We start from the raw sequence: 20,447 nt of genomic DNA on the forward strand, positions 1-20,447 counted from the left end.
CGTTTCCGGGAGGATGCTTTTTTTGTCGTCTTTTCAAAAAGATGACAATGAAATCAGAAAAGCCGAAAAAGAAAGTCGTTTCACGATGGGGCATATGCTAGAATTGAAAGGTATGTATACATAAATGGGTTAGACGTCCAAACGACGTTCTATATTTTGGAAGAATAGCCAGTGGGTAAAGGAGAGCACACGAGATGTTTTCAAGAGATATCGGAATCGACTTAGGGACGGCGAATGTCGTCATTCATGTAAAAGGTAGAGGCATTGTCCTCGATGAGCCATCGGTCGTCGCGATCGATAAGGCGACAGGCAAGATTCACGCGGTAGGGACAGAAGCACACTTGATGGTGGGCCGGACACCGGGAAACATCGTGGCCATTCGACCGCTTCAAGACGGCGTCATTGCTGATTTCGAAATGACAGAAGCGATGCTACGCCATTTCATCGATAAGATTGAGGTCCGTAAGATGTTCGGTGGAGTCCGCATGTTGATTTGTACACCAGCAAGCATCACGACGGTCGAAGCAAAAGCGATTCGCCAAGCTGGTGAAAAATCAGGCGCAAAGACGGTCTTCCTTGAAGTCGAGCCGAAGGTCGCAGCAGTTGGTGCCGGTATGGACATTTGGATGCCAGCAGGGCACATGGTCATTGATATCGGTGGTGGAACGACGGATGTTGCCGTCCTTTCAATGGGTGATATCGTTTGCGGTGAAACGATCAAAGTCGCAGGCGACCGGTTTGATCACGACATCATCCGCTCGATCAAGGATACGCATAAGTTGATCATCGGGGAGCGAACAGCGCAAGCCGTCAAGACGACGGTCGCGACGGTCTCAGAAGACGGACGTCGGGAACAGATGGATATTCGCGGACGTAATCTCGTGACGGGTTTACCGCATAACATCACGGTGACATCAGAAGAGATGCATGAGGCACTCGCAGAGGCAGCGATGGAGATCGTCGAAGCAACGAAGCGCGTGCTCGAGAAGACACCACCAGAGCTTGCAGCGGACATCATCGACCGTGGCATCATCCTGACGGGTGGGGGCGCACTTCTTGACGGAATCGACCAGTTACTTGCAAAAGAACTCGGCCTACCGGTTCTGATCGCAGAAGATCCGATGTTATGTGTCGCACGCGGTACAGGGATCATGCTCGACAATCTTGGGAAGTAAGAGCGTGTCAGCGTAAAGGATATGATTTTTCGTAAAAATTCATTCCTATAACGACCATCTTGTCCTTCTCGCTTTCCACAGGCGGGAGGTAAGCCGCGACAGCGCGCATTTCATGCGAGTTGTCGGGTCTTACCTATCCCTGACGAAAGTGCTGCTTGCACTTTCTTTTCCTGCAGGAGTCGAGAATGGACAAGTTCGTTCGATATGAATCAAACCAATAGGGAGTCCGGTTTCCGAAGTACGTATCGGAAACTGGACTCCCCTTGTTTTAAACATAATGCTTAGTCCATAATGTCATGGTACTAAATGATTATGTGCCTCCTTGTGCTTCATCCGACTCCTACAGGAAAAAGCGCAAATTTTTGCGCTGTCAGAGACAAACAAGACCCAGGTTCACTGTTATACGAACAGTGAAGACTGGCTTGTGTCTCGCCTGAGGAAAGCGGATGAAAAGCAAAGGGGCATAAAGATGACTTATTGCGTACTACGCATGAAAGCCTGGTAGGCTTCAAAATCATGATAGACAATGGCACTTGGTGGCAACGAACTTGCCATCGTCTGATTGACGAGCTGATTCAGCTGCGTCCGTGTTTTGCCGTAGAACGTAATGTCTGGTGTTTCCGGAAGCTCCGTGAATTCGATCGCATACGATAAACGATATCCGTTACTCGCCGCATACAGTGCATCCGACATCGTGATGGCGCCAAGTCCGTTACCACCACCATAAACGGTCCGGTAACTCATCAACGTGACTTCGTCAGCGAGGTCCATCGCCCACTCGCTAAGGGAACGCCCGCTTGCATCCTGTATGGTATGGAACCAGAACGGGAGGAACAGTTGTAGCGGTAATCCTTCAGCAGATGATTTCTCACGGAAGGCGAGTAAGATCCGTTCATAAGAGGCGATGACTCCTGGCTGGTCCGTCTCCCATTCCGGTAAGGCGTACGGTTCGAGATCGACACTGATGCCGTCCGGATGACTGATCGTCTCCTGCTGATAGGTCGAGATCCAGGCTAGCGGATCCTCGACGTTCGGTCGAGCTGTCGTTCCTTCGTTTGTAATCCAGCGTGGCTGTCCGAACAGAAAGTAGACTTCGATTCCGACAGCATGCGCTTTTTCAACGAACGTTCGGTAGAGAGTACGGTCACCCTCGACAGCGACATGCAGATAGACACGTTTCATCTGTCTGTTTGCCAGCTGATTGATCTTCGTTGAAATGGATTTGGCCTCTGGGATGGACCAGATGACCGTGTGACGAGTGACGGAAACGGCAGCTGAACTCTTGAGTGGTAGTCCGAATTGAAGCAACGACAGGCAGACTACGCCAATCAAAAAGCGTTTCATTTCAATTTCACTCCTTCGTGTGGATTATCTTACTATCGGTCGTTACGCATTGACTTATATGCATCAAAGGTCCTGTTCTACACTTTGACAGTTCAAATCCTAGACATTTCACATTGTGAAGTGTATATTGAAAGTTGTTATATTGAAACGAATTGTAAAATAAAAGGAAGTGATGCCACAATGCCATTGTGGAAAAGAAATTTAGTAGTCGTCTGGTTCGGTAGTTTTTTGACCGCTGCCGCCCTCAGTCTTGTATTACCGTTTTTGCCTTTATTCATTGAAGAACTCGGTGTCGACAGCCGACAAGATATTACGACGTGGTCCGGGATCGCCTTTGGTGCCACCTTCCTCGTCGCTGCGATCGTCTCACCCATTTGGGGACGTCTTGCCGATCGAAAAGGGCGTAAGCTCATGCTACTCCGAGCAAGTCTTGGTATGTCGATCGTCATGTTCTTGATCAGTTTCGTTCAAGACGTGTATCAACTCGTATTCCTACGTCTTGTCATGGGAGCCGTATCCGGATTCATCTCAGCCGGGATTACAATGGTTGCTTCCCAAACCCCAAAAGAGAAAAGTGGCTGGGCGCTCGGCACCCTGTCGACCGGTGGGATTGCCGGTGGATTGCTAGGACCTCTCATTGGAGGATTCCTCGCCGACGTTGTTGGGCTTCGACCCGTTTTTCTCTTTACGAGTGTTCCGCTCTTCATTACCTTCCTCGTGACTTACTTCTTCGTCAAAGAAGAATTCGTCCCACTGGAAGTCAAAAAGATGGCGTCTGGGAAAGAAATCATCCAGTCACTTCGCCATCCGGAACTCATTTTAAGCCTTTTCTTGACGACGTTCCTGATTCAGTTCGCGGCACAATCGATTAGTCCGATTCTGTCGCTGTATGTCCGGGAACTCAGTCCAGGTACCGAACGACTCGCCTTGTTATCTGGGATTGTTGCCTCGGCACCAGGGATTGCGGCACTGATCGCTGCACAACGACTGGGTCGTCTATCCGATAAGATTGGCGCTGAGCGTGTCTTATTCTTTGCGTTACTCGTCTTTGCAGCTTTCTTGATTCCGCAAGCATTCGTCACGGATACAAGTCAATTGATCGTCTTACGGATGGGGATCGGTTTTGCGACAGCAGCACTGCTGCCATCTGTCCAAACCTTGTTACGGAAGAATACGCCAGCGAATGCATCGGGACGGATCTTTGGATATAACCAGTCCGCGCAGTTCATGGGGAACTTCCTCGGACCACTCGCAGGTGGACAGATTGCCGGTCACTTTGGTTTTGAAGCGCTGTTCCTCTTTACTGGCTTGATCGTCATCACGAATGCGGTGCTAGAGCGAACACAAACGGCTGTCTTAAAGAAAAATCCGAATAACTAATGAGAAGCTTCCATTTCCTAGACGGTGTTTGGGGAACGGAAGCTTTTTTTCATAGGATTCACCTTAAGTATCTTTAAATTAGTATCTAAAGTATAACAATATTTGTCAATTTTTAATATACAAGCTATGGAAAAGCGGATTATGGAATTGAGGTAGGTCTTTCGATGCATCTCTAATGGATATTACCGTTTTGTTCAAAAAAGCTCATAATTCCTCTTCGGTCGACCGATATACTGAAAGGAAAGAATTGAACATGAAGTCAATGAGGAGATGAATGCATGCTACGAGGAATGTATACGGCGTCAAATGCGATGCAGGCATTACAACGTCAACAGGAAATGCTCAGTAACAACTTGGCGAATGCGCGGACGCCGGGCTTCCGCGCTGATCAAGCGTCACTCCGGACGTTTCCGGAGATGCTGATCCAGCAGACAGCAAACAATGAACGGACCGGGGTGCGGGGAGTCGCGACGGTCGGGAAACTCGCGACCGGTGTCTTCATGCAGGCAGCGACCCCGAACTTCACGCAAGGTTCGATCACGGAGACAGGCAATGCGACCGATCTGCAAATCAGTTCACTTGAAGGAGCGCCGCTTTTCACGATTCGTCACCGGGATCCGTTGACAGGAGAGGAAGAGACGCTTTACACGACGAACGGACAGTTTGCCGTCGGACAAGACGGCCTACTCCGGACGACAGAAAATGATCTCGTTCTTGATACGAATGGGCAACCACTCGATGTCGTCAATGAGGACTTCAAAGTCGACGCGGACGGAACCGTCACGGATGGAAATGGTCAAGCGATCGGAAACCTTGGTCTCGTCGTAACGGATCAACCGGAGACGCTCGAACGGACCGGAAATGGTCTATTCCGGTCAGCCAATCCATTGAATGCCGGAAACGTCCGAGTCGATCAAGGTGTACTCGAACTCGGAAATGTCGAGATCGAACAGACGATGGCGGAGATGAATGCTGGTCTGCGTCAGTTCGAAGCCAATCAAAAAGTCATTCAAGCGTACGACCGGACAGCAGAAAAAGCTGTTTCCGAAATCGGGCGCGTTCGCTAAATAGGAGGATACGATGCAATCAATCTATACATCCGCAAGTACGATGGGACAACTGCAAAAACAGCTTGATACGACCGGGCAAAACCTTGCCAATGTGGATACGAACGGCTATAAACGGCGGGATGCTCAGTTCAATGAACTACTCGTCCGTAACATCAATAACCAAGCGACAGGCTTCACACCAGGTCCCTTGACGACGCCAGAGGGTCTTCGACTCGGCGTCGGTGGTTATGTCGCGAACGAAGCGACACGTTTTGGCGTCGGAACATTCCGGACGACGGATCGAAAACTCGATGCGGCACTCGGAAACCCGCACCATTTCTTCGGTGTCATCGATACGGATGGCGTGACGAAGTTTACGCGGGACGGAAACTTCCAGTTGTCGCCGCAAGCGAACGGACAAGTCCTGTTGACGGACGATGCCGGGCGCTCCGTCATCAACCAGGCGAATGATCCAATCGTCTTACCGGCGAACGCGACCGAGATTGAACTGAACAAGGACGGCAACATCACCGGCATCTTAAACGGGGATCGTCGTGTCCTCGCTCGAGTGGGTGTCGCGAACATCCCGAACTACGGAGAGCTGACGGAAGTCGGGGGTGGCTTGTTCACAGCAACCGGACAATACCAGAATGCGACGGGTAATCCGTTGACGGTCGGTCGGCTTGAGACATCGAACGTCGATATGGCGCTTGAGATGACGAACTTGACGCAGCTCCAGCGAGCGTATCAGTTTAACTCGAAAGCGTTGATGACGAGTGATCAGATGATGGGGATCGTCACGTCACTGAAATAAAACATCACAAAAGGGTGATGCTTCTCACAAGAGAGGTATCACCCTTTTCATTATTTTTCCTGTAACGCGAGATAGATCGCGGCCATGTCCGCGTCGCCGTAAGCGGGTTTCGCATCAGTGTAGCTAGCGTCCGTTGCTTGCGCAAGGGGTAGCTCAAGCTGTTGTCGTCTCGCTTCTGCCATGATCAGTCCGAGATCCTTTGCCATCAGACGGAGCGGGAAAGCAGACGGGAAGTCGTTCTTCCGGTACATGTCACGTTTACCGCTGAAGAGGGGAGTGTTCATCCCGGAAGCACTGATCATCTGGATCAGCTTCTCTTTCTCGAGCCCGGCACCTTCTCCAAGTAGTAATGTTTCCGCGACCCCTTGACCGACGACTGCGAGCAATAAATTGATGGCGAGCTTCGCCGCACTGCCTGAGCCATGTGGTCCAAAATGAATCGTTTCCTTGCCAAGTAGGTCAAAATACGGCTGACAAGTCGCGACGACGTTCGCGTCACCGCCGGCAAGCAGGACGAGCTGACCGTTTTCTGCGACCGGAACGGAGCCCGAGACAGGCGATTCCAGATACGTCCCGTCATTCTTTTCGACGAGATGAGCCATCTCCTTCGTTTCTTCTGGTGAGATTGTACTTAAGTTAACGATCGTCTTACCGGTGAGGTTCTCTTGGATACTTTCGAGAACGGACGCGACGGCAGGTCCGTCCGCTAACATGACGAAGAGAATGTCGCTCTGACGTACCACGTCCTGTACTTCTTTGACAGCTGTTGCTCCTAATTCTGTCAACGGAGCAGTCTTTTCATACGTCCGGTTATAGACAATCAGATCATGACCGCCGTCGAGTAGCCGTTTTGCCATCGGTACACCCATATGTCCTAACCCAATCCATCCGAGTTTCATGTCGATTCCTCCTTAAAATAATGCGCTTTTGACTATACCCCGCGCTTCGCCGAATCTAACGACAAAACAGACCGTCCACATGATGTGAACGGTCGTGTGATTAATCTTCATAGGTGAGGATGGTCGAAATAACGGCGATCGGGAAACGAATCGTAAAGGTCGATCCGACACCGACGACGGATTCGACATCAATCGTTCCGTTGTGGTGCTTGACGATCTCCTTACAAATCGACAGACCAAGACCGGTTCCACCAATTTTGCGTGTCTCGGAGTTATCGACACGATAGAACTTATCGAACAGTTTCGGAAGGGCGTCTTGCGGAATCCCGATGCCTTCATCTTGGATACGGATTTGAGCGAAACCAAGTTCATTTGTAATCCGTATCAAGACTGTACCACCGTTTGGCGAGTACTTGACGGCGTTGCTGAGCAGGTTGTTCAGCAACTGTTTCATCTTTTCCGCATCCCCGTCGATCATGATTGGTCCACGGGCCTCGAAATCAATTATATGCGTCTCATGGGAGACATCATAAAACTCAATCAAGTCCTGGGCAAGTTCAACGACATCAAACGTCGTCATCTCATAACGGTGTTCACTCGACTCCATGCGCTGGACATCGAGGAAGTCGTTGACGAGTGTCGTCAGGCGACCGGTCTCGGAGTGGATCGTCTGGAGGTACTTCCGTTGCCGTTCCTCCTCGAACCGTTTGTTGAGCATCAGCTCCGTGAAGCCGTAGATGGAAGAGAGTGGTGTCCGTAACTCATGCGAGACGGTCGAGACGAACTCTTCCTTCATCCGCTCGGCTTCCGTTTCTTTCGTCACGTCGCGGAGAACGAGCATCGTACCGACCCACAGGCCATCGACCTCGATCTTCTCCGCGTAGATCTGGATGTAAGTACTATGCTTGCGGATCGAGACGATCAAGCTGTCTTTCGGTAAATCGAGTTCGACGATCTGTTCAATGTAACGTTCGAATGCTGCCGGTTCGTCAATGATGTCAGCGAGTGCCTGCATCGCTTGCTCGAAGGCAGAACGTTCTTCGTCTTCGAACGTTGTCGGGATTTCCGGGAACAACGTCATGAGGGGTTCGTTGACGAGCAACTCATCCGTCTCATGTTCGATGTAGACGACAGCTTCGCGAATCGAGTTCAACAGTTGCGTCGTCTTGTTCTTCTCGCGGATCATTTCCTCATAGATCCCCATCCGTAGGAGGGAGAGCGACAATTGATGCGAGAACGACAAGATGTCGCTCATCTGCTCCGTCGTGAAGGCATCACGATAACGAACGAGATAGATGCAGGCGATCATATGCTCTTTTGACGGATCAAGGACCGGAACCGCGACTTCATACATATAGTACGGGTACGGAAGCGGGCTTTCGTGCGCGACCTGTTTCGATGAGTGCACAGGACGCTTCAAGAGACGTGCCCGGTGCAGGAGCGACTGATCGTCAGAGGCGAGACGACCGACCATCTCTTCTGTCATTCCGTAATCGATCGTCGAGCGGACTTCCTGTTGATCGAGGAACAAGAGGGCACCGATTTCAGAATGCGTGATCGAGACGAGTTTCTCGATGATTTCCGGATAAGCCGTCAACGTCTCACGAGAAGCAAGCGTCTCAGTCAGTTCATTACGATACTTGAGGTGTTGTTCACTCCGAAGTGTGATATCAAGCGCTTCCTCGAGTTCTTCCTGCTGCGCTTGCAATTCTTCTTGCTGCGCGACGAGTTCTTCCTGTTGCGCTTGGAGTTCTTCGTTCTTCGCGAGCATGTGGACTTTATTGTCCGCGATCGAAGCCGCCATCTGATTGAACGATGCCGTTAGCGTATGCAGTTCATCCTTACGTTTCGGTAACGGAATCGCTTGGATGTCTTCCCCTGATGCAAGTAGAGCACTGTCGTGGGATAGCGTATTGATCTGTTTCGTGACGCGGCTGATGAATGGGCGAACGAGAGATAAGAGGACGAGAATCAAGACGACGAGATTCGACAGCCAGATGAACTGCGCGACACGCATCTCACTTAAAAGATCGTTTTTCGCGTCCATTTCCTTCTTTTCGATCAACGTCAGATAATCTGAAAGCAACGTATCAATCCGTGTCATGTCGACGTCTGCTTCTGATAAGCTGACCGACCCGCGTAACGTCCCATTTTTGGTGAACAAGTCTTTCCCGTTGGAAAGAGCAGCGAGCGTGTCAGGAGTCACAAAGTCTTCATTGATCTTCCCGTCCTTTTTTCCTTCGACGTATTCGTTGAGAAGTGGAAGAGATGTACCGAAATAATCGTTATAAATGCGACGAGTCGCTGTCGCATATTCTTTCCCTTGCTCATAAATTGCATACTTTTCGAACCACGTCGTCAGACGATTGATTTCCTGCTGATTCGTCTTCACCTGATCAAGTGTTTCCTGTGAACCAGTCAATAAGTAAGATTTGACGTTACTTTGCGCGACGGTCCATTCGTTAGCGAGTGCATTCGCATTCGTCCGCCGTTCACGTAAATCATCAAATGTTGCATTGGCTTGATCGATCTTCTGTTCCGTATAGAAATAGACGATCGCAGACGTGATGCTAAGAGCGACGAACACCATATAGAAGGCGAACATCAATTGACGACCGATGGTACGATTAATCCATTTCACTGGGGTATCCTCCGTATTCTGTTTTACATGTATGAAAAAGATTGCTTAAATGCCGAATATATTCATCTTACGTAGTTTTAAAGGTCTCGGCAAATTTGAATCTGCAAAAACCACTAAAACAAATATATCATATATTTGTTAATTGATATTAAATGATACATTTTTTAAGAATAAGGATTAAGAAGCAATGTTTTAAGGAAAAACCATAGAAGATATTGAACTTCATCATTTTAAGTAGGGAAGTGGTTAGATGCAAAAAATGTTTGAAAACAAATGGTATCGATTCGCATGGTGGGTCATGACATTGCTCATCATCGTCTGGATTGGCGATCATGTTACGTTCTTGTTCCGACCGATCGCAATTCTGCTTCAAATGGTCGTACCACCCCTTGCAATCGCTGGGATTCTCTACTATGTCCTGTTGCCAATCGTCGAGTTGCTCGAGAAAAAGATGAAGCGGCGACCTGCTGTCTTAATCGTGCTCGTCGGTTTAATCGGTATTTTAACGACACTCGGCTTCATCTTTGGTCCGATGTTGTCGGAGCAGATCACACAGTTCGTCAATTCGATACCGACGCTTGCGACACAGTTCCAGCGCCAATTGATTGACGTTCGAGACCAACTCGAAAACAGTGCAGCTTTTTCACGTTTCCTATCAGGACCGGATAACTTGTTCAATAAGTTCTCAGGGAATATCTCGGAATACGCATCGACGTTCCTGAAGAACATCGGTACGGGTGTCGGTGGATTCGTCAGCGTCCTGACGACAGCGGTCGTGACGATCATCATCATTCCGATCATGTTGATCTATATGTTACTTGACGGCGATAAGCTTAAAGGTAATCTCGTTAAGCTGATGCCGTATGAGTACCATAAGGAAACGCAAAAAATCCTCGGGGACGTCCACGTGACGATCATGAGCTACATCCGCGGGCAAGTCATCGTCAGTATTGGTGTCGGGATCATCGCCTATATCGGATATCTCATCATCGGAATCGATTATGCGTTGTTACTCGCCTTGTTTGCGACACTGACGAACATCATTCCGTTTCTCGGTCCGGTTCTCGGTGTCATTCCGGCATTGATCGTTGGGTTCATCCAGGATCCGATCCTTGCGATTTATGCGATCATCGTCATGACGGTCGCGCAACAGATCGATTCGCACATCATGTCACCACTTGTACAAGGGAAGACACTCGATGTCCACCCGTTGACAATCATCATCGTCTTGCTTGTCGCGGGGAACATCGCTGGTTTCTTCGGAGTCTTGCTCGGTGTACCGTTCTACGCTGTCATGAAGGTCGTCATTCTAAACATCCGTCGTCTCTATCACCTCCGATCGCAGAAGAAGATGGTCATCACGGAGGAAGAAAAGACGTTCGATACGATCATCACGGAGCGCGATTGAGTTTTGAAATTCATGTAAAAGTGCGTCATACTGAAGAGGTAGCTAAGAGAAGGGGGCAAGAATCAGATGGATTCACGTCATACCGAAGAACAAGCCGATCTACTGGCGTTGCAAAAATTTCAACACAACTTCGAGAACAGTTTGAAGTCGAGCATCATTTATCTCTTGCGTGATGGCGCATTGACGATCGGGGAACTCGAGCAACGGATTGATCAGTCGCACGGGCAAATCCTCGAGCAGCTGCAGGAGCTGATTGAAGACGGACTCGTCATCCAGCAGATGTCTGAGAAAGTGCACGGACTGGCCTATTATTTGACGGCACCGGCAGAAGACCTCGTTCGACAATTCACGGAATCGATCCGGTGGAGTAAACAGCACATCCGATATTGAACAGCAGGATTCTAGACCTCCGAGCAGCTGCTCAGAGGTCTTTTTTACGTTTTTTGAAGCGATCCTCCTATAAAAATGACATACGAGTAAAGAACCAGATCAAAACAAGGCGATGCATGTCTTCTTCAATGCTTCTGAACGAGTGAACGAACTTGAAGAGTAGTAGATAAAAGTAAAGCAGGAACCAAATCATCCGTTGGTTCCTGCTCTACTATCATTTTTGGACGGCGCTGAACGCATCCTCTGATTCGATTCCGGCTTTACTGACTGCCGTGATGACGAAACGACCTGTTGCATCTTTAGGGAGTGGGAATGCTTTACGCTCGATCGATTCCGTTGTACCGAGTTTTTTGCGTTTTCCGTCCTTCTCTTGGTAGATGTTGTATTTGTCGACGTCCTCATCTGTTGAGGCGTACCAGTTGATGAATCCACCACTGACACGGATGTTCGTCGCTGGTTTTGGTGGTGTCTTGACGGGATCTGATGCCTTTTCGTCTAATTCCGTGAAAACGACGAGGCGGTTATCATACGTTCCTTGATTCTGATCGTACGTTCCGATACACGTGATTAAGTTCAAGTTCCGCGTATCGGCTGGACCGAAGATTTTTTTGAGTGGTGCTTTTAAGTGATCGTACTGGATGAGCTCTTTGACACGAAAGACGAGCTTACGCCCGGAAGCATCCGTCACTTCGACCGGATCACCCTTTTTTAGTTCATGCAGTTTATAGAAGATGGCGGGACCGGTCTTCGTATCGGTATGACCGTCAATGACGGCGTTCCCGACATCACCCGGACGCGGACCGAACTTATACCAGCCGGCTTGTTGTTCATTTTTAGGCGTTGCCATCGCGCCATCTTGATCGAGTCCGACTTGTTCGACCTTCGTCTTGATGTCATGTTTCGGAATGAAGAGTTGTTTTGGGAGCTCGACCTCTGTCGTCGAGAGATCCTTGAACTCCTTCTTAAAGATTTCTGACGGCTTGAGCGGATCTTCCTTCGTCTCGGAAGAGGCCGCGGATTCTGTTTTAACATCACCTTGCGTGATGTTCGACGTGTCCGGCTTTGATTGACCGAACAAGAGGAACAGCAATGTCCCGACCGATGCGACCATCAAAAGAATGCTCACCGGTAATAACCAACGGTTCATGTGCGCGTAGCTCCTTTCCGAGAGAAGGGGTTCCCTCTATGTAAAAAAAACAGGATAGCGGATCGCTATCCTGTTTTTGAGTATACCCAATTTCTTAGGCGTTTTGACGTTTGCGTGCGAGGACAAGACCAACTGCTCCGAGTGCAAGACCGAATACTGCGATCGCACCAGTTGTTGCAGCTGTGTTGTTGCTATCGCTCATACCACCGTTACCTGTGTTCGGCATTGATCCTGGAGTACCATCCATGAACTTCTCTGGTGATTGTTTGACGATGGCATCACCGAGGTTAGCTCCTACGCCGTACATGTAAGCGTAAGACTCACGGAATGTGTCGACAGAACCTTTGTAGTCGCCTTCCACATACTGCATGAATGTGTCTTGGACGTACGTCTCGTGACCGGATACGGCTTCTTGTGCTGCTTTTGTTGGAAGGTTTTCTTCTGTAGCCGCACCAAGGAATGCACCGAAATCGTTCGAGAACATTTTGAGCATGTCTTGCGCGTCACCCATCAATTTCTTATCGTCATTGACAGCTGCTGTGACGAGGTTCGCTTGTGCTTCGATGTGGTTTTTCGTCCAAACTTTTTCGAATTGATCAGCACCGGCTTGACCGTAGATTGATTTGATGGCTGCTTTGAAGTCAGCTGTGTGCATGTCTTCAGCCCAGTTTGCCGCATCGTAGTCTTTTGCTTTATCCACACCAGCTGTCATGCTGAGGTTGGCAAGTGCGACGTGTTCAGCGGCGAGGCTGTTGAGTGTTGAACGAAGATCGGCTGCTTTTGAGTCAGCTTTCGTGTTGTCGAATTTCTCAGGCATCTGTGTTGTGATCGCGACAGAGAGTGCTTTTGAGATATCATACATGCGGCTGTATCCTTCGCGGAACGTGTTGTACGATCCTTCGTAGTCACCAGCTGCGTATTGCTCAAATGTTTTATAGACGTCTGCCTCGTGCGCACGGAGAACTTCTTCAGCTGCTGCTTTCGGGAGTTTACCTTCCGTTGCTGTATCAAGGAAGCTTGAGAGATCTTGTACGAACTCTTCTGTTTCTTTCTTCGAAGCGTTGATACCGTCTTGGTCATCCGCTTTTACGGCTTTGACGAGGTCAGTCGTATATTTGTTATGAGCAACGAAGATTTTCTCGAATTGTTTCGCGCCTTCGTCACCATAGACAGAAGCGATTGCTGGAGTCATGTCAAGAGCGTTTTGTTTGAGTGCTGCTTCGTAGTACTGTGCGTCTTTCGAACCGTCATATTGTTTCTTCATGTCCATGACAGCAAGGACGAAGTGCTCAGAGAGTAATTGATCGAGTGTGGCACGAAGGTCAGCGGCTTTTGTTTTAACCGTGACGTTTTTCGGTGCATCTTGTTTCATGTCTTCTCCGCCACCGGAAGCGAATACTGCCGTTCCTGGTAGTACGAGTGCTGTTGCCATTGCTGATGCTGCGAATTTTTTCGTGTGTTTCATCTGAAATCATTCCTCTCGTTTTTTGGTTTATTTGGTAAGTTTTGCCTGTTCTGAATAGCTTACGCATCACTGGTCGATTTGGATTGCATGAAGTTTTATTTTTTTGAATAGACTGTTGAAATGATGTTTCATGCCATCCGGTGGACCGTTGCTGCGTCGTTCTGGAAAGCTTACGCCGAGCCGTTCATTTTGGATTTAAAAAAATCGCCAAAAACCGCAGATCGTGGGAAACTGTTTTTCTGCTTCCTTATATACACAAACTAAAATTTTTTAGAGAAATTGCCTGTCTGGTCGTGTTACACTAGTTGCGGAACACGTTTTGTAGCGAATTTGGAACTATTTAATACCAGGTACTAATATGCTATACTGTTCTCAGACTGAATCAATGAAAGGTGATCAAGATGGTACAAAACCAAACAGGCACGGATCAGCCAACGCGTGAACGCCTGAAGAAGAAGCAACAGCCTTCGAACCAGGAAACCGGCAATCCGGAGCACAAATCCGAGCGACGTCTTCGTGCGTACTCGACACGCCGAGTTCCGATCGTCGTACGTGTACTGATCGTTCTCGTTCTCATCGTCGTAGCACTGATCGTCGGTGCAATGGTGGGTTATGCGACGTTTGGTGGTGGCGAGGCAATGGATGTGTTAAAGCTCGACACATGGACCCGCATCACCGATTTTTGGATGAAATCTTAATTTTAATCAGTGATGGGAGCTGTCGAATATGTATACGATCGAACAAATCAAGGAAGTCATTCCGCACCGGTATCCATTTTTACTCGTTGACCGCATTTTAGAAGTCGAAGAGGGCAAACGTGCCGTTGGAATCAAGAATGTGACGGCGAACGAAGAATTCTTTAATGGTCATTTTCCGGAATACAATGTCATGCCTGGCGTCTTGATCGTCGAAGCACTCGCACAAGTCGGTGCCTTCGCTGTGCTGAAGATGGAAGAAAACCAAGGGAAGCTCGCCTTCTTCGCAGGGATTGAAGGATGCCGCTTCAAACGTCAAGTCGTTCCCGGGGATCAGCTCCGCCTCGAAGTCGAATTGACGAAGGTCCGTGGACCAATCGGTAAAGGTCGTGCCACAGCCACAGTCGATGGGGAAGTCGCCTGTGTTGCTGAACTGACGTTTGCTATGAAGTGAAGCCAACATGAAACGCTGGCTGATCCCTCTCGCGATTTCCTTACTTGTCATTCCGGGTTGTCAGCGCGCGGAACAAGCGAAGACCGCTTCCCCGACGGTCATCGTGGATCCCGTCAAGCGTGCTGGGCAGACCGAGAACATTTCCGCTCAAGTCACGCTGACGGAAAATGACCGGATGCGTCTCGTCATCCGGACAGCGAATGATATTCGGCTCGATGACCAACAGGTCGATATCCGCCTCGATGTCGCCAATCAATCAATTCCGTTTCCGTTCGTCTCCTTCCAAGCAAAGAAGATGGGGGAAATCCGGACCTATACGTCCGATACGACGATTGAAAAAGAAGTCTTCGATGACCAGCGTCTTCCGGTCCTCATCATTGATGCAGGAGCAGGGCGTGGGATCGAGATTCCGCTTGAGATCGTTAAATAAGACAGCAGGGTGAGCATTTTGCTCCAAATGCTGTCTTATTTTTGTTTTGTTTCAAGTCATCAGGGTAATCAAAACCTATACAAAGGAGGAATCAATATGGATCACGCAGTACAGCAACGACTGACGGATTGTATTCTCGCCTGTAATCATTGTTTTGATGCCTGCTTGAACGAGGAACATGTCGGACATATGTCAGATTGTATTCGACTCGACCGCGATTGTGCCGATATTTGTAACTTATTACTACAAGCGATCGCTCGAAACAGCGCAAATGTCGCGGTCCTTGCGAAGGCATGCCAAGAAATCTGTGAGGCATGTGCGACTGAATGTAGCAAACATGATCATGACCATTGCCAAGCTTGTGCGAAAGCATGTACAGAATGCGCGCAAGCATGTAGTCAGCTTGTGTAAAGAGGCCGACTCAAAAAAGAATGACGCGTCTTTTCACGCCCTTTCCTCAGGNNTTCAAGCAGGAAAGCGGGTCTTATTTGTCTCTGAAGCGCATAATGCGCTTTTTCCTGTAGGAGTAGCGTGTGACGCGTCATTCTTTTTTTTACGTGATAAGGGTGGCGGATCATCATTCTGCCACCCTTATCTTTGTAGAGGACGACATATGAGTCAGCCCCATTTTTAATATAAAAAAATAGAATAAATTCAAGATTTTTTCTGGTTATTTTTGGCGGATTTGTTTACTATTTAGGGAGGTAATATTAAAACACGATAGGAGCATACATACCCTTATGAAAAAATTAAGCTTACTTTTGATGGCACTCGTCGTTGCGTTTGGTCTGAAGCTACCGGTCTACGCGGAAACAGTCGAGTGGGATGTCACAGGAACGGGCACGGGTCCGTATACGTTAACGTTTAAGGGCGCAGGCATCGTCGATATCACGTCGGAGACAGCACTTGTCTTTGAAGACGGCGTGACAGGAAAAGACGTCAACATCGAAGAAACACCGGTCGTGACGTTCACGGCGGAGACGGCACCTGTCGTCAAAGTCGTCTCAGCAGATGGCCAGCGAACGGTTCTCGTCCAGTTCGGTAAAGTCGTTACACCAGATGAGCCGACGACAGACGAACCGACGACAGAGACACCAAAGACGGATGAGCCAGTCACAGAAGACCCAGCGACTGACGAACCAGTCAAGGAAGAACCAACACCGGAAGAGCCTGTGAAGGAAGATCCAGTCAAAGAAGAGCCGACATCGGAAGAACCAGCGACTGAAAAACCGGAGACTGGTGATGACGCGACACCGACACCAGTCGAAACACCGACGACGGCAACGATCGAAGGAACGATCTGGTACGATGAGAACGAGGACGGGATCCGTCAAGAGAAGGAAACACGTCTCGATGATATCCTCGTCTCTTTGATGAATCGGAACGAAGATGTCATTGATGAAGCCTACACGAAGAACGGCGCATACAGCTTCAAGAATTTGAAGCCAGGAACGTATGAAGTGGAAGTCGACGGATATGATATGGGTTACTACTTCTATTCCGAGCAAAACGTCGGTGACGACCGGGCGATCGATTCCGATGTCGACGAAGACATGGGAACGAAAAAAGTCCGTCTCGTCGCAGGACAAACGGAAGTGATCGACGCTGGTCTCTACGGGGACGAAGAGCTTGACGGTATGTTCGAGCATTGGTTAGCTGTCGTCAACTTCTTGGATGCGAACGGGAACCAAAAACCGGATTACGATGAAGAAACGGTTCCTGCAACGTATACGGTGACCGATGCCATCACAGGCAAAGATGTCTATCAAGAGAAGATTTCAAAAGATGACTTGATGATGATCCAACTCGATCCAGGTACGTACACAGTCAAGACGGAAGTCGCAGAAGGCTATACGATCAAAGCGATGCATCACCTGGACATGGATGCTTTGATGGAAGATATGGATGAAGAAATGTATGAAGACTATGAGTCATTCGCCCAGCAAGCAAAAGCGATGAAATTGATGGCGAGCGATGAAGAAGCCTTGACGCCAGAAGAACAAGAAATGGTCGATGAGTTGTTGAAGTACTTTGAGCGGAAATCACCGGAAGCAGGTGTGACGATTGAAGACGATAGCTTCGGTACGATCTTGCTCGCAGAAATTGCGAAAGTAGAACCGGTCGCGAAGCCGACGCCAACACCAACACCAACGTCAACAAAAACACCAGTCAAAGCAGTCGATGCTGCGGCAAAACAGTCGACGACAACAGCAACGGAGACATTACCACAAGCTGGCGAAGATAAGCCATTCCCATACGCAGCAACAGGAGCAGGTCTTGCTGTCGTAGGTCTTTGGTTACTCGTTCGTCGTGGAGCTTAATCATTACAGGGGGACCTTCTACAAGGAGGTCTTTTTTTTTGATGTGTGTATTCTTTGACACACACGCACACATGTGTGTATAGTGGAGGTACTACTAAAAGGAAAGAGGGATGACGATGTTAACGACAAAACAGATCAGTGAATTGTTGCGCGTCTCAGAAGAAACGGTCCGTCGCTGGATTCGAACAGGTGAATTACATGCCGAACAGGACGGAAAAGGGTATCTCGTCGATGAGTTGGCACTGAAACGTCTCGTTGATCAGAAGTCACAAATTCCGGGTACGGCGATGAATAAGATTCTCCCACTCATCCAAGACATGTTCGGACCGGAAGCAGCACAGTTCGCAAAGTCGAACCTGTTCGATCCACTTCGTCAATCGATGGAACAAGCTCCACCGAAACCGGAAGCGTCGACAGAGTCACTCGCGGAAGAACTCGATCGCCTGAAACGGAAAAAACGTCGTCTTGAACTCGAGCATGAACTGAAGTTACTAGAGATTGAAGAAAAAATCGCAGCGATTGAACGGAAAGTCCAGTCGTAAAGACAAAAGTGATGTCCCCGATATAGGAGACATCGCTTTTTTCGTTTTGCTACAAGAAAAACCCACTTCACGAGGCGGAAGGGGTTTTGTCGTTTGCGTGTTTCTTTTTACGTTTCCAGTACCAGTAGGCAAGTCCCAGTCCAATCGGGATTGCGACCAGGTACGGATTGGCTTCGATGAAGCCGATCATCTCAAAGAGCGCGAACCATCCACTGAGTAAACCGAGGATGAGTAAAATCGTCCGTAGTGCTTCGGGAAGCTTGCGGATCCGATACGCAATGAGACAGACGAGGCAAAAGATAATGATAGCCACGAGCATTCCTCCCATTCCCGTAATCCAGTATAGCGTATTCGGAAAGCTTTTTCGATGCACAAATCTTCTGCTCTCCCGTATAGTGGAGACAGAGAAACTATCGAAGGACGTGATGGAATGCAACTGACAGTGATTGGAACAGGATATGTCGGTCTTGTGACGGCCATTGGACTAGCTGAAAATGGACATAACGTGACATGTGTCGACTTGAACGCTGATCGGATGGCCCAACTGACACGAGGAATCCCACCGATTAAGGAAGAGGGAATCGAAGAAGCGTTAATCGCGAATCAACAACGAATGACGTTCACGACGGAATATCCAGTCGCAAAGACATATCTTGTCGCTGTCGGAACACCAGAGAAAGCGGACGGCAGTTGCGACTTATCGGCGGTAGAAGCTGTTGTCGCCCATATTGAACGAATCGCGCCAAGTGCGGCTGTCGTCATTAAATCGACAGTGCCACCTGGTACGACGATGCAACTGGCGATGCAGTATCCAACGTTACGCTTTGCAATGGTGCCTGAATTTTTACGGGAGGGCACAGCACTCGCTGATATGCGACATCCTCACCGTGTCGTCATTGGAACGAATAATGAAGACTTATCAAACGAGCTTGCGACACTATTTGCGACGACCGCTCCTCTCGTCGCAGTCGATCCGACGACGGCAGAGTTGACGAAGTATGCAGCGAATAGTTTTTTAGCAGTGAAAATCAGTTTTATCAATGAAATCGCGCGACTAGCAGATGCAGTTGGTGCTGATGTCTCTGATGTCGCAACAGGCATCGGTCTTGATCCACGGATTGGCTCCTCGTTCTTACGAGCTGGAGCTGGATATGGCGGATCTTGTTTCCCGAAAGACATCGCAGCACTTACGACGCTCGCTCGTCAGCATGATCAGCAACTTCACGTCATCGAAGCAGCTGATAAGACGAATGAAGCACAACTGGACTATGTGTTACAAAAAATCCAACCGCGGACAGGAATGCACGTGGCGCTACTCGGTCTCGCCTTTAAACCAGGAACGGATGACTTACGTGATGCGCCGGCATTACGACTAGCGACACGTCTTGAGCAATTCGGCGTCATCGTAACCGGATATGACCCTGTTGCACGGACGCTACTCGATCAAAAGCAAACGGTCGAAGAGGCGTTACAGGACGCAGATGTTGCCGTCATCATGACGGAGTGGGAAGAACTCCGTCTTATCACACCAGAGCAGTTCATTCGTCAGATGCGTCAGCCACGTGTCGTCGATGGACGTAACTGTTGGTCGTTTATGGATCATCCGGGTGGTGTTCAATACGAAAGTATTGGACGCCCTTCTAAATCATTTTCGAACAATCGAACCATTTGACCTGTCATGATAGGTGAGACCCACGCGGACTCACCTATTTTTTTGATGAAAAGGAGCAGACGAATGGTCATTGATTATTTCGCAGTCTTACCGAGTGGTAAAAAAGGAGCGCTAGAGCCGCACTGTCTGACGCAAGGTACCTGGTATCAGCGTATCAATGAGGAGTTGTTCCGGGCAATTCATTACGGAGCGGGCATCATCCGGATACGAGATAAGGGAGCGGAGCTGCGGATTCCGATTGAGTTTGGGTTCGGTTATGTCCTCCAGTACTTGCGCCAGTTTACGGAAGCCGAGCGACAGGACGGACGAAAGCGTCATGTCTTGCAACGTCAACTTGATTGGATTGGTCGTGGATTACCGATTGAACTCAAACGACGTGGATCAAAAATCGAGATGTGGGCCGATGATGTGCATCGGCTACATCGTGAATCATTTCTTCGAGCGATCGAAAAAGCGGATCATTTCATTTCATGAAACCAAACTTTATTTTAGTAAAACGAAAACAAGACAGAAATTTAATGTAATGTAAGCGTTTTCTTTAAAGGGGTAAATCCAAAAATTAATTTCCATGCACAGCCTATATAAATATATTTTACCTTACTACTATTCCCCTATTTTTTA

The 20,447-nt window shown here is 48.8% G+C and carries 20 protein-coding genes; 14 read left to right on the forward strand and 6 right to left on the reverse strand.

Annotated elements, in window-relative coordinates; all coding sequences use genetic code 11:
* The first annotated feature begins 194 nt into the window (after positions 1-194).
* Positions 195-1,175 carry a rod shape-determining protein MreB gene (mreB, locus tag B4F99_RS07655; RefSeq protein WP_035410615.1) on the forward strand — a complete coding sequence of 327 codons (981 nt, stop codon included), beginning with the start codon at positions 195-197 and terminating at the stop codon, positions 1,173-1,175.
* A 474-nt stretch (positions 1,176-1,649) separates the two neighbouring features.
* On the opposite strand, the gene B4F99_RS07660 is transcribed toward mreB, so the two are convergent.
* The gene (locus B4F99_RS07660) at positions 1,650-2,519 is read right to left on the reverse strand and encodes a hypothetical protein (protein ID WP_290756423.1); all 870 of its coding nucleotides are present in this window, start codon (positions 2,517-2,519) and stop codon (positions 1,650-1,652) included.
* Positions 2,520-2,699: 180 nt separating this feature from the next.
* On the opposite strand from B4F99_RS07660, the gene B4F99_RS07665 reads away from it, so the two are divergent.
* The 3 genes from B4F99_RS07665 (at position 2,700) to B4F99_RS07675 (ending at position 5,762) form a co-directional block, all read left to right on the forward strand.
* Complete coding sequence (locus B4F99_RS07665) at positions 2,700-3,899, forward strand: multidrug efflux MFS transporter (RefSeq protein WP_290756426.1); 1,200 nt, start codon at positions 2,700-2,702, stop codon at positions 3,897-3,899.
* 278 nt (positions 3,900-4,177) lie between these two features.
* Entirely contained in the window at positions 4,178-4,966 is a 789-nt protein-coding gene (locus tag B4F99_RS07670; RefSeq protein ID WP_290756429.1) for a flagellar hook-basal body protein, read from the forward strand.
* Positions 4,967-4,979: 13 nt separating this feature from the next.
* The gene (locus B4F99_RS07675) at positions 4,980-5,762 is read left to right on the forward strand and encodes a flagellar hook-basal body protein (protein WP_290756433.1); all 783 of its coding nucleotides are present in this window, start codon (positions 4,980-4,982) and stop codon (positions 5,760-5,762) included.
* Positions 5,763-5,812: 50 nt separating this feature from the next.
* Here B4F99_RS07675 and B4F99_RS07680 read toward each other — a convergent pair whose 3' ends face one another.
* Together B4F99_RS07680 and B4F99_RS07685 are read right to left on the reverse strand one after the other, a co-directional pair.
* Entirely contained in the window at positions 5,813-6,661 is an 849-nt protein-coding gene (locus B4F99_RS07680; RefSeq protein ID WP_290756436.1) for an NAD(P)-dependent oxidoreductase, read from the reverse strand.
* A gap of 100 nt (positions 6,662-6,761) precedes the next feature.
* Positions 6,762-9,302 (reverse strand): ATP-binding protein, encoded by a 2,541-nt coding sequence (locus B4F99_RS07685; protein WP_290756439.1) that lies wholly within the window; start codon positions 9,300-9,302, stop codon positions 6,762-6,764.
* 250 nt (positions 9,303-9,552) lie between these two features.
* Here B4F99_RS07685 and B4F99_RS07690 point away from each other — a divergent pair, with 250 nt between their 5' ends.
* Together B4F99_RS07690 and B4F99_RS07695 are read left to right on the forward strand one after the other, a co-directional pair.
* Positions 9,553-10,710 carry an AI-2E family transporter gene (locus tag B4F99_RS07690; RefSeq protein ID WP_290756442.1) on the forward strand — a complete coding sequence of 386 codons (1,158 nt, stop codon included), beginning with the start codon at positions 9,553-9,555 and terminating at the stop codon, positions 10,708-10,710.
* Positions 10,711-10,776: 66 nt separating this feature from the next.
* Positions 10,777-11,100, forward strand: a complete 324-nt coding sequence (locus B4F99_RS07695) for a winged helix-turn-helix transcriptional regulator (RefSeq protein ID WP_035410591.1) — start codon at positions 10,777-10,779, stop codon at positions 11,098-11,100.
* A 214-nt stretch (positions 11,101-11,314) separates the two neighbouring features.
* Here B4F99_RS07695 and B4F99_RS07700 read toward each other — a convergent pair whose 3' ends face one another.
* Positions 11,315-12,247: a class F sortase gene (locus B4F99_RS07700; protein WP_290756445.1), complete on the reverse strand. Its 933-nt coding sequence runs from the start codon at positions 12,245-12,247 to the stop codon at positions 11,315-11,317.
* A 94-nt stretch (positions 12,248-12,341) separates the two neighbouring features.
* A complete protein-coding gene (locus B4F99_RS07705; RefSeq protein WP_290756447.1) occupies positions 12,342-13,712 on the reverse strand; it encodes a copper amine oxidase in 1,371 nt (456 codons plus the stop codon).
* 401 nt (positions 13,713-14,113) lie between these two features.
* On the opposite strand from B4F99_RS07705, the gene B4F99_RS07710 reads away from it, so the two are divergent.
* The 6 genes from B4F99_RS07710 (at position 14,114) to B4F99_RS07735 (ending at position 18,154) form a co-directional block, all read left to right on the forward strand.
* On the forward strand, positions 14,114-14,410 hold the full coding sequence (locus B4F99_RS07710) for a DNA-directed RNA polymerase subunit beta (RefSeq protein ID WP_214852135.1): 297 nt from the start codon (positions 14,114-14,116) through the stop codon (positions 14,408-14,410).
* Between the two features lie 28 nt (positions 14,411-14,438).
* Positions 14,439-14,861: a 3-hydroxyacyl-ACP dehydratase FabZ gene (gene fabZ / locus B4F99_RS07715; protein WP_029342716.1), complete on the forward strand. Its 423-nt coding sequence runs from the start codon at positions 14,439-14,441 to the stop codon at positions 14,859-14,861.
* A gap of 7 nt (positions 14,862-14,868) precedes the next feature.
* The gene (locus tag B4F99_RS07720) at positions 14,869-15,291 is read left to right on the forward strand and encodes a hypothetical protein (protein WP_035410579.1); all 423 of its coding nucleotides are present in this window, start codon (positions 14,869-14,871) and stop codon (positions 15,289-15,291) included.
* 96 nt (positions 15,292-15,387) lie between these two features.
* The gene (locus tag B4F99_RS07725) at positions 15,388-15,702 is read left to right on the forward strand and encodes a four-helix bundle copper-binding protein (RefSeq protein ID WP_290756451.1); all 315 of its coding nucleotides are present in this window, start codon (positions 15,388-15,390) and stop codon (positions 15,700-15,702) included.
* Between the two features lie 329 nt (positions 15,703-16,031).
* Positions 16,032-17,612, forward strand: coding sequence for an SdrD B-like domain-containing protein (locus B4F99_RS07730; RefSeq protein WP_290756454.1), 1,581 nt, complete (start codon positions 16,032-16,034; stop codon positions 17,610-17,612).
* 116 nt (positions 17,613-17,728) lie between these two features.
* Positions 17,729-18,154: a helix-turn-helix domain-containing protein gene (locus B4F99_RS07735; protein ID WP_056064255.1), complete on the forward strand. Its 426-nt coding sequence runs from the start codon at positions 17,729-17,731 to the stop codon at positions 18,152-18,154.
* Positions 18,155-18,221: 67 nt separating this feature from the next.
* Here B4F99_RS07735 and B4F99_RS07740 read toward each other — a convergent pair whose 3' ends face one another.
* Complete coding sequence (locus B4F99_RS07740) at positions 18,222-18,473, reverse strand: hypothetical protein (protein ID WP_251137776.1); 252 nt, start codon at positions 18,471-18,473, stop codon at positions 18,222-18,224.
* Positions 18,474-18,584: 111 nt separating this feature from the next.
* Here B4F99_RS07740 and B4F99_RS07745 point away from each other — a divergent pair, with 111 nt between their 5' ends.
* The gene (locus B4F99_RS07745; protein WP_290756461.1) at positions 18,585-19,826 is read left to right on the forward strand and encodes a UDP-glucose dehydrogenase family protein; all 1,242 of its coding nucleotides are present in this window, start codon (positions 18,585-18,587) and stop codon (positions 19,824-19,826) included.
* A gap of 63 nt (positions 19,827-19,889) precedes the next feature.
* Positions 19,890-20,300: a hypothetical protein gene (locus tag B4F99_RS07750; protein WP_056064263.1), complete on the forward strand. Its 411-nt coding sequence runs from the start codon at positions 19,890-19,892 to the stop codon at positions 20,298-20,300.
* The last annotated feature ends 147 nt before the right edge of the window (positions 20,301-20,447 follow it).

The organism is Exiguobacterium sp. UBA3491 (assembly GCF_002377745.1).
Lineage (GTDB): Bacteria > Bacillota > Bacilli > Exiguobacteriales > Exiguobacteriaceae > Exiguobacterium_A.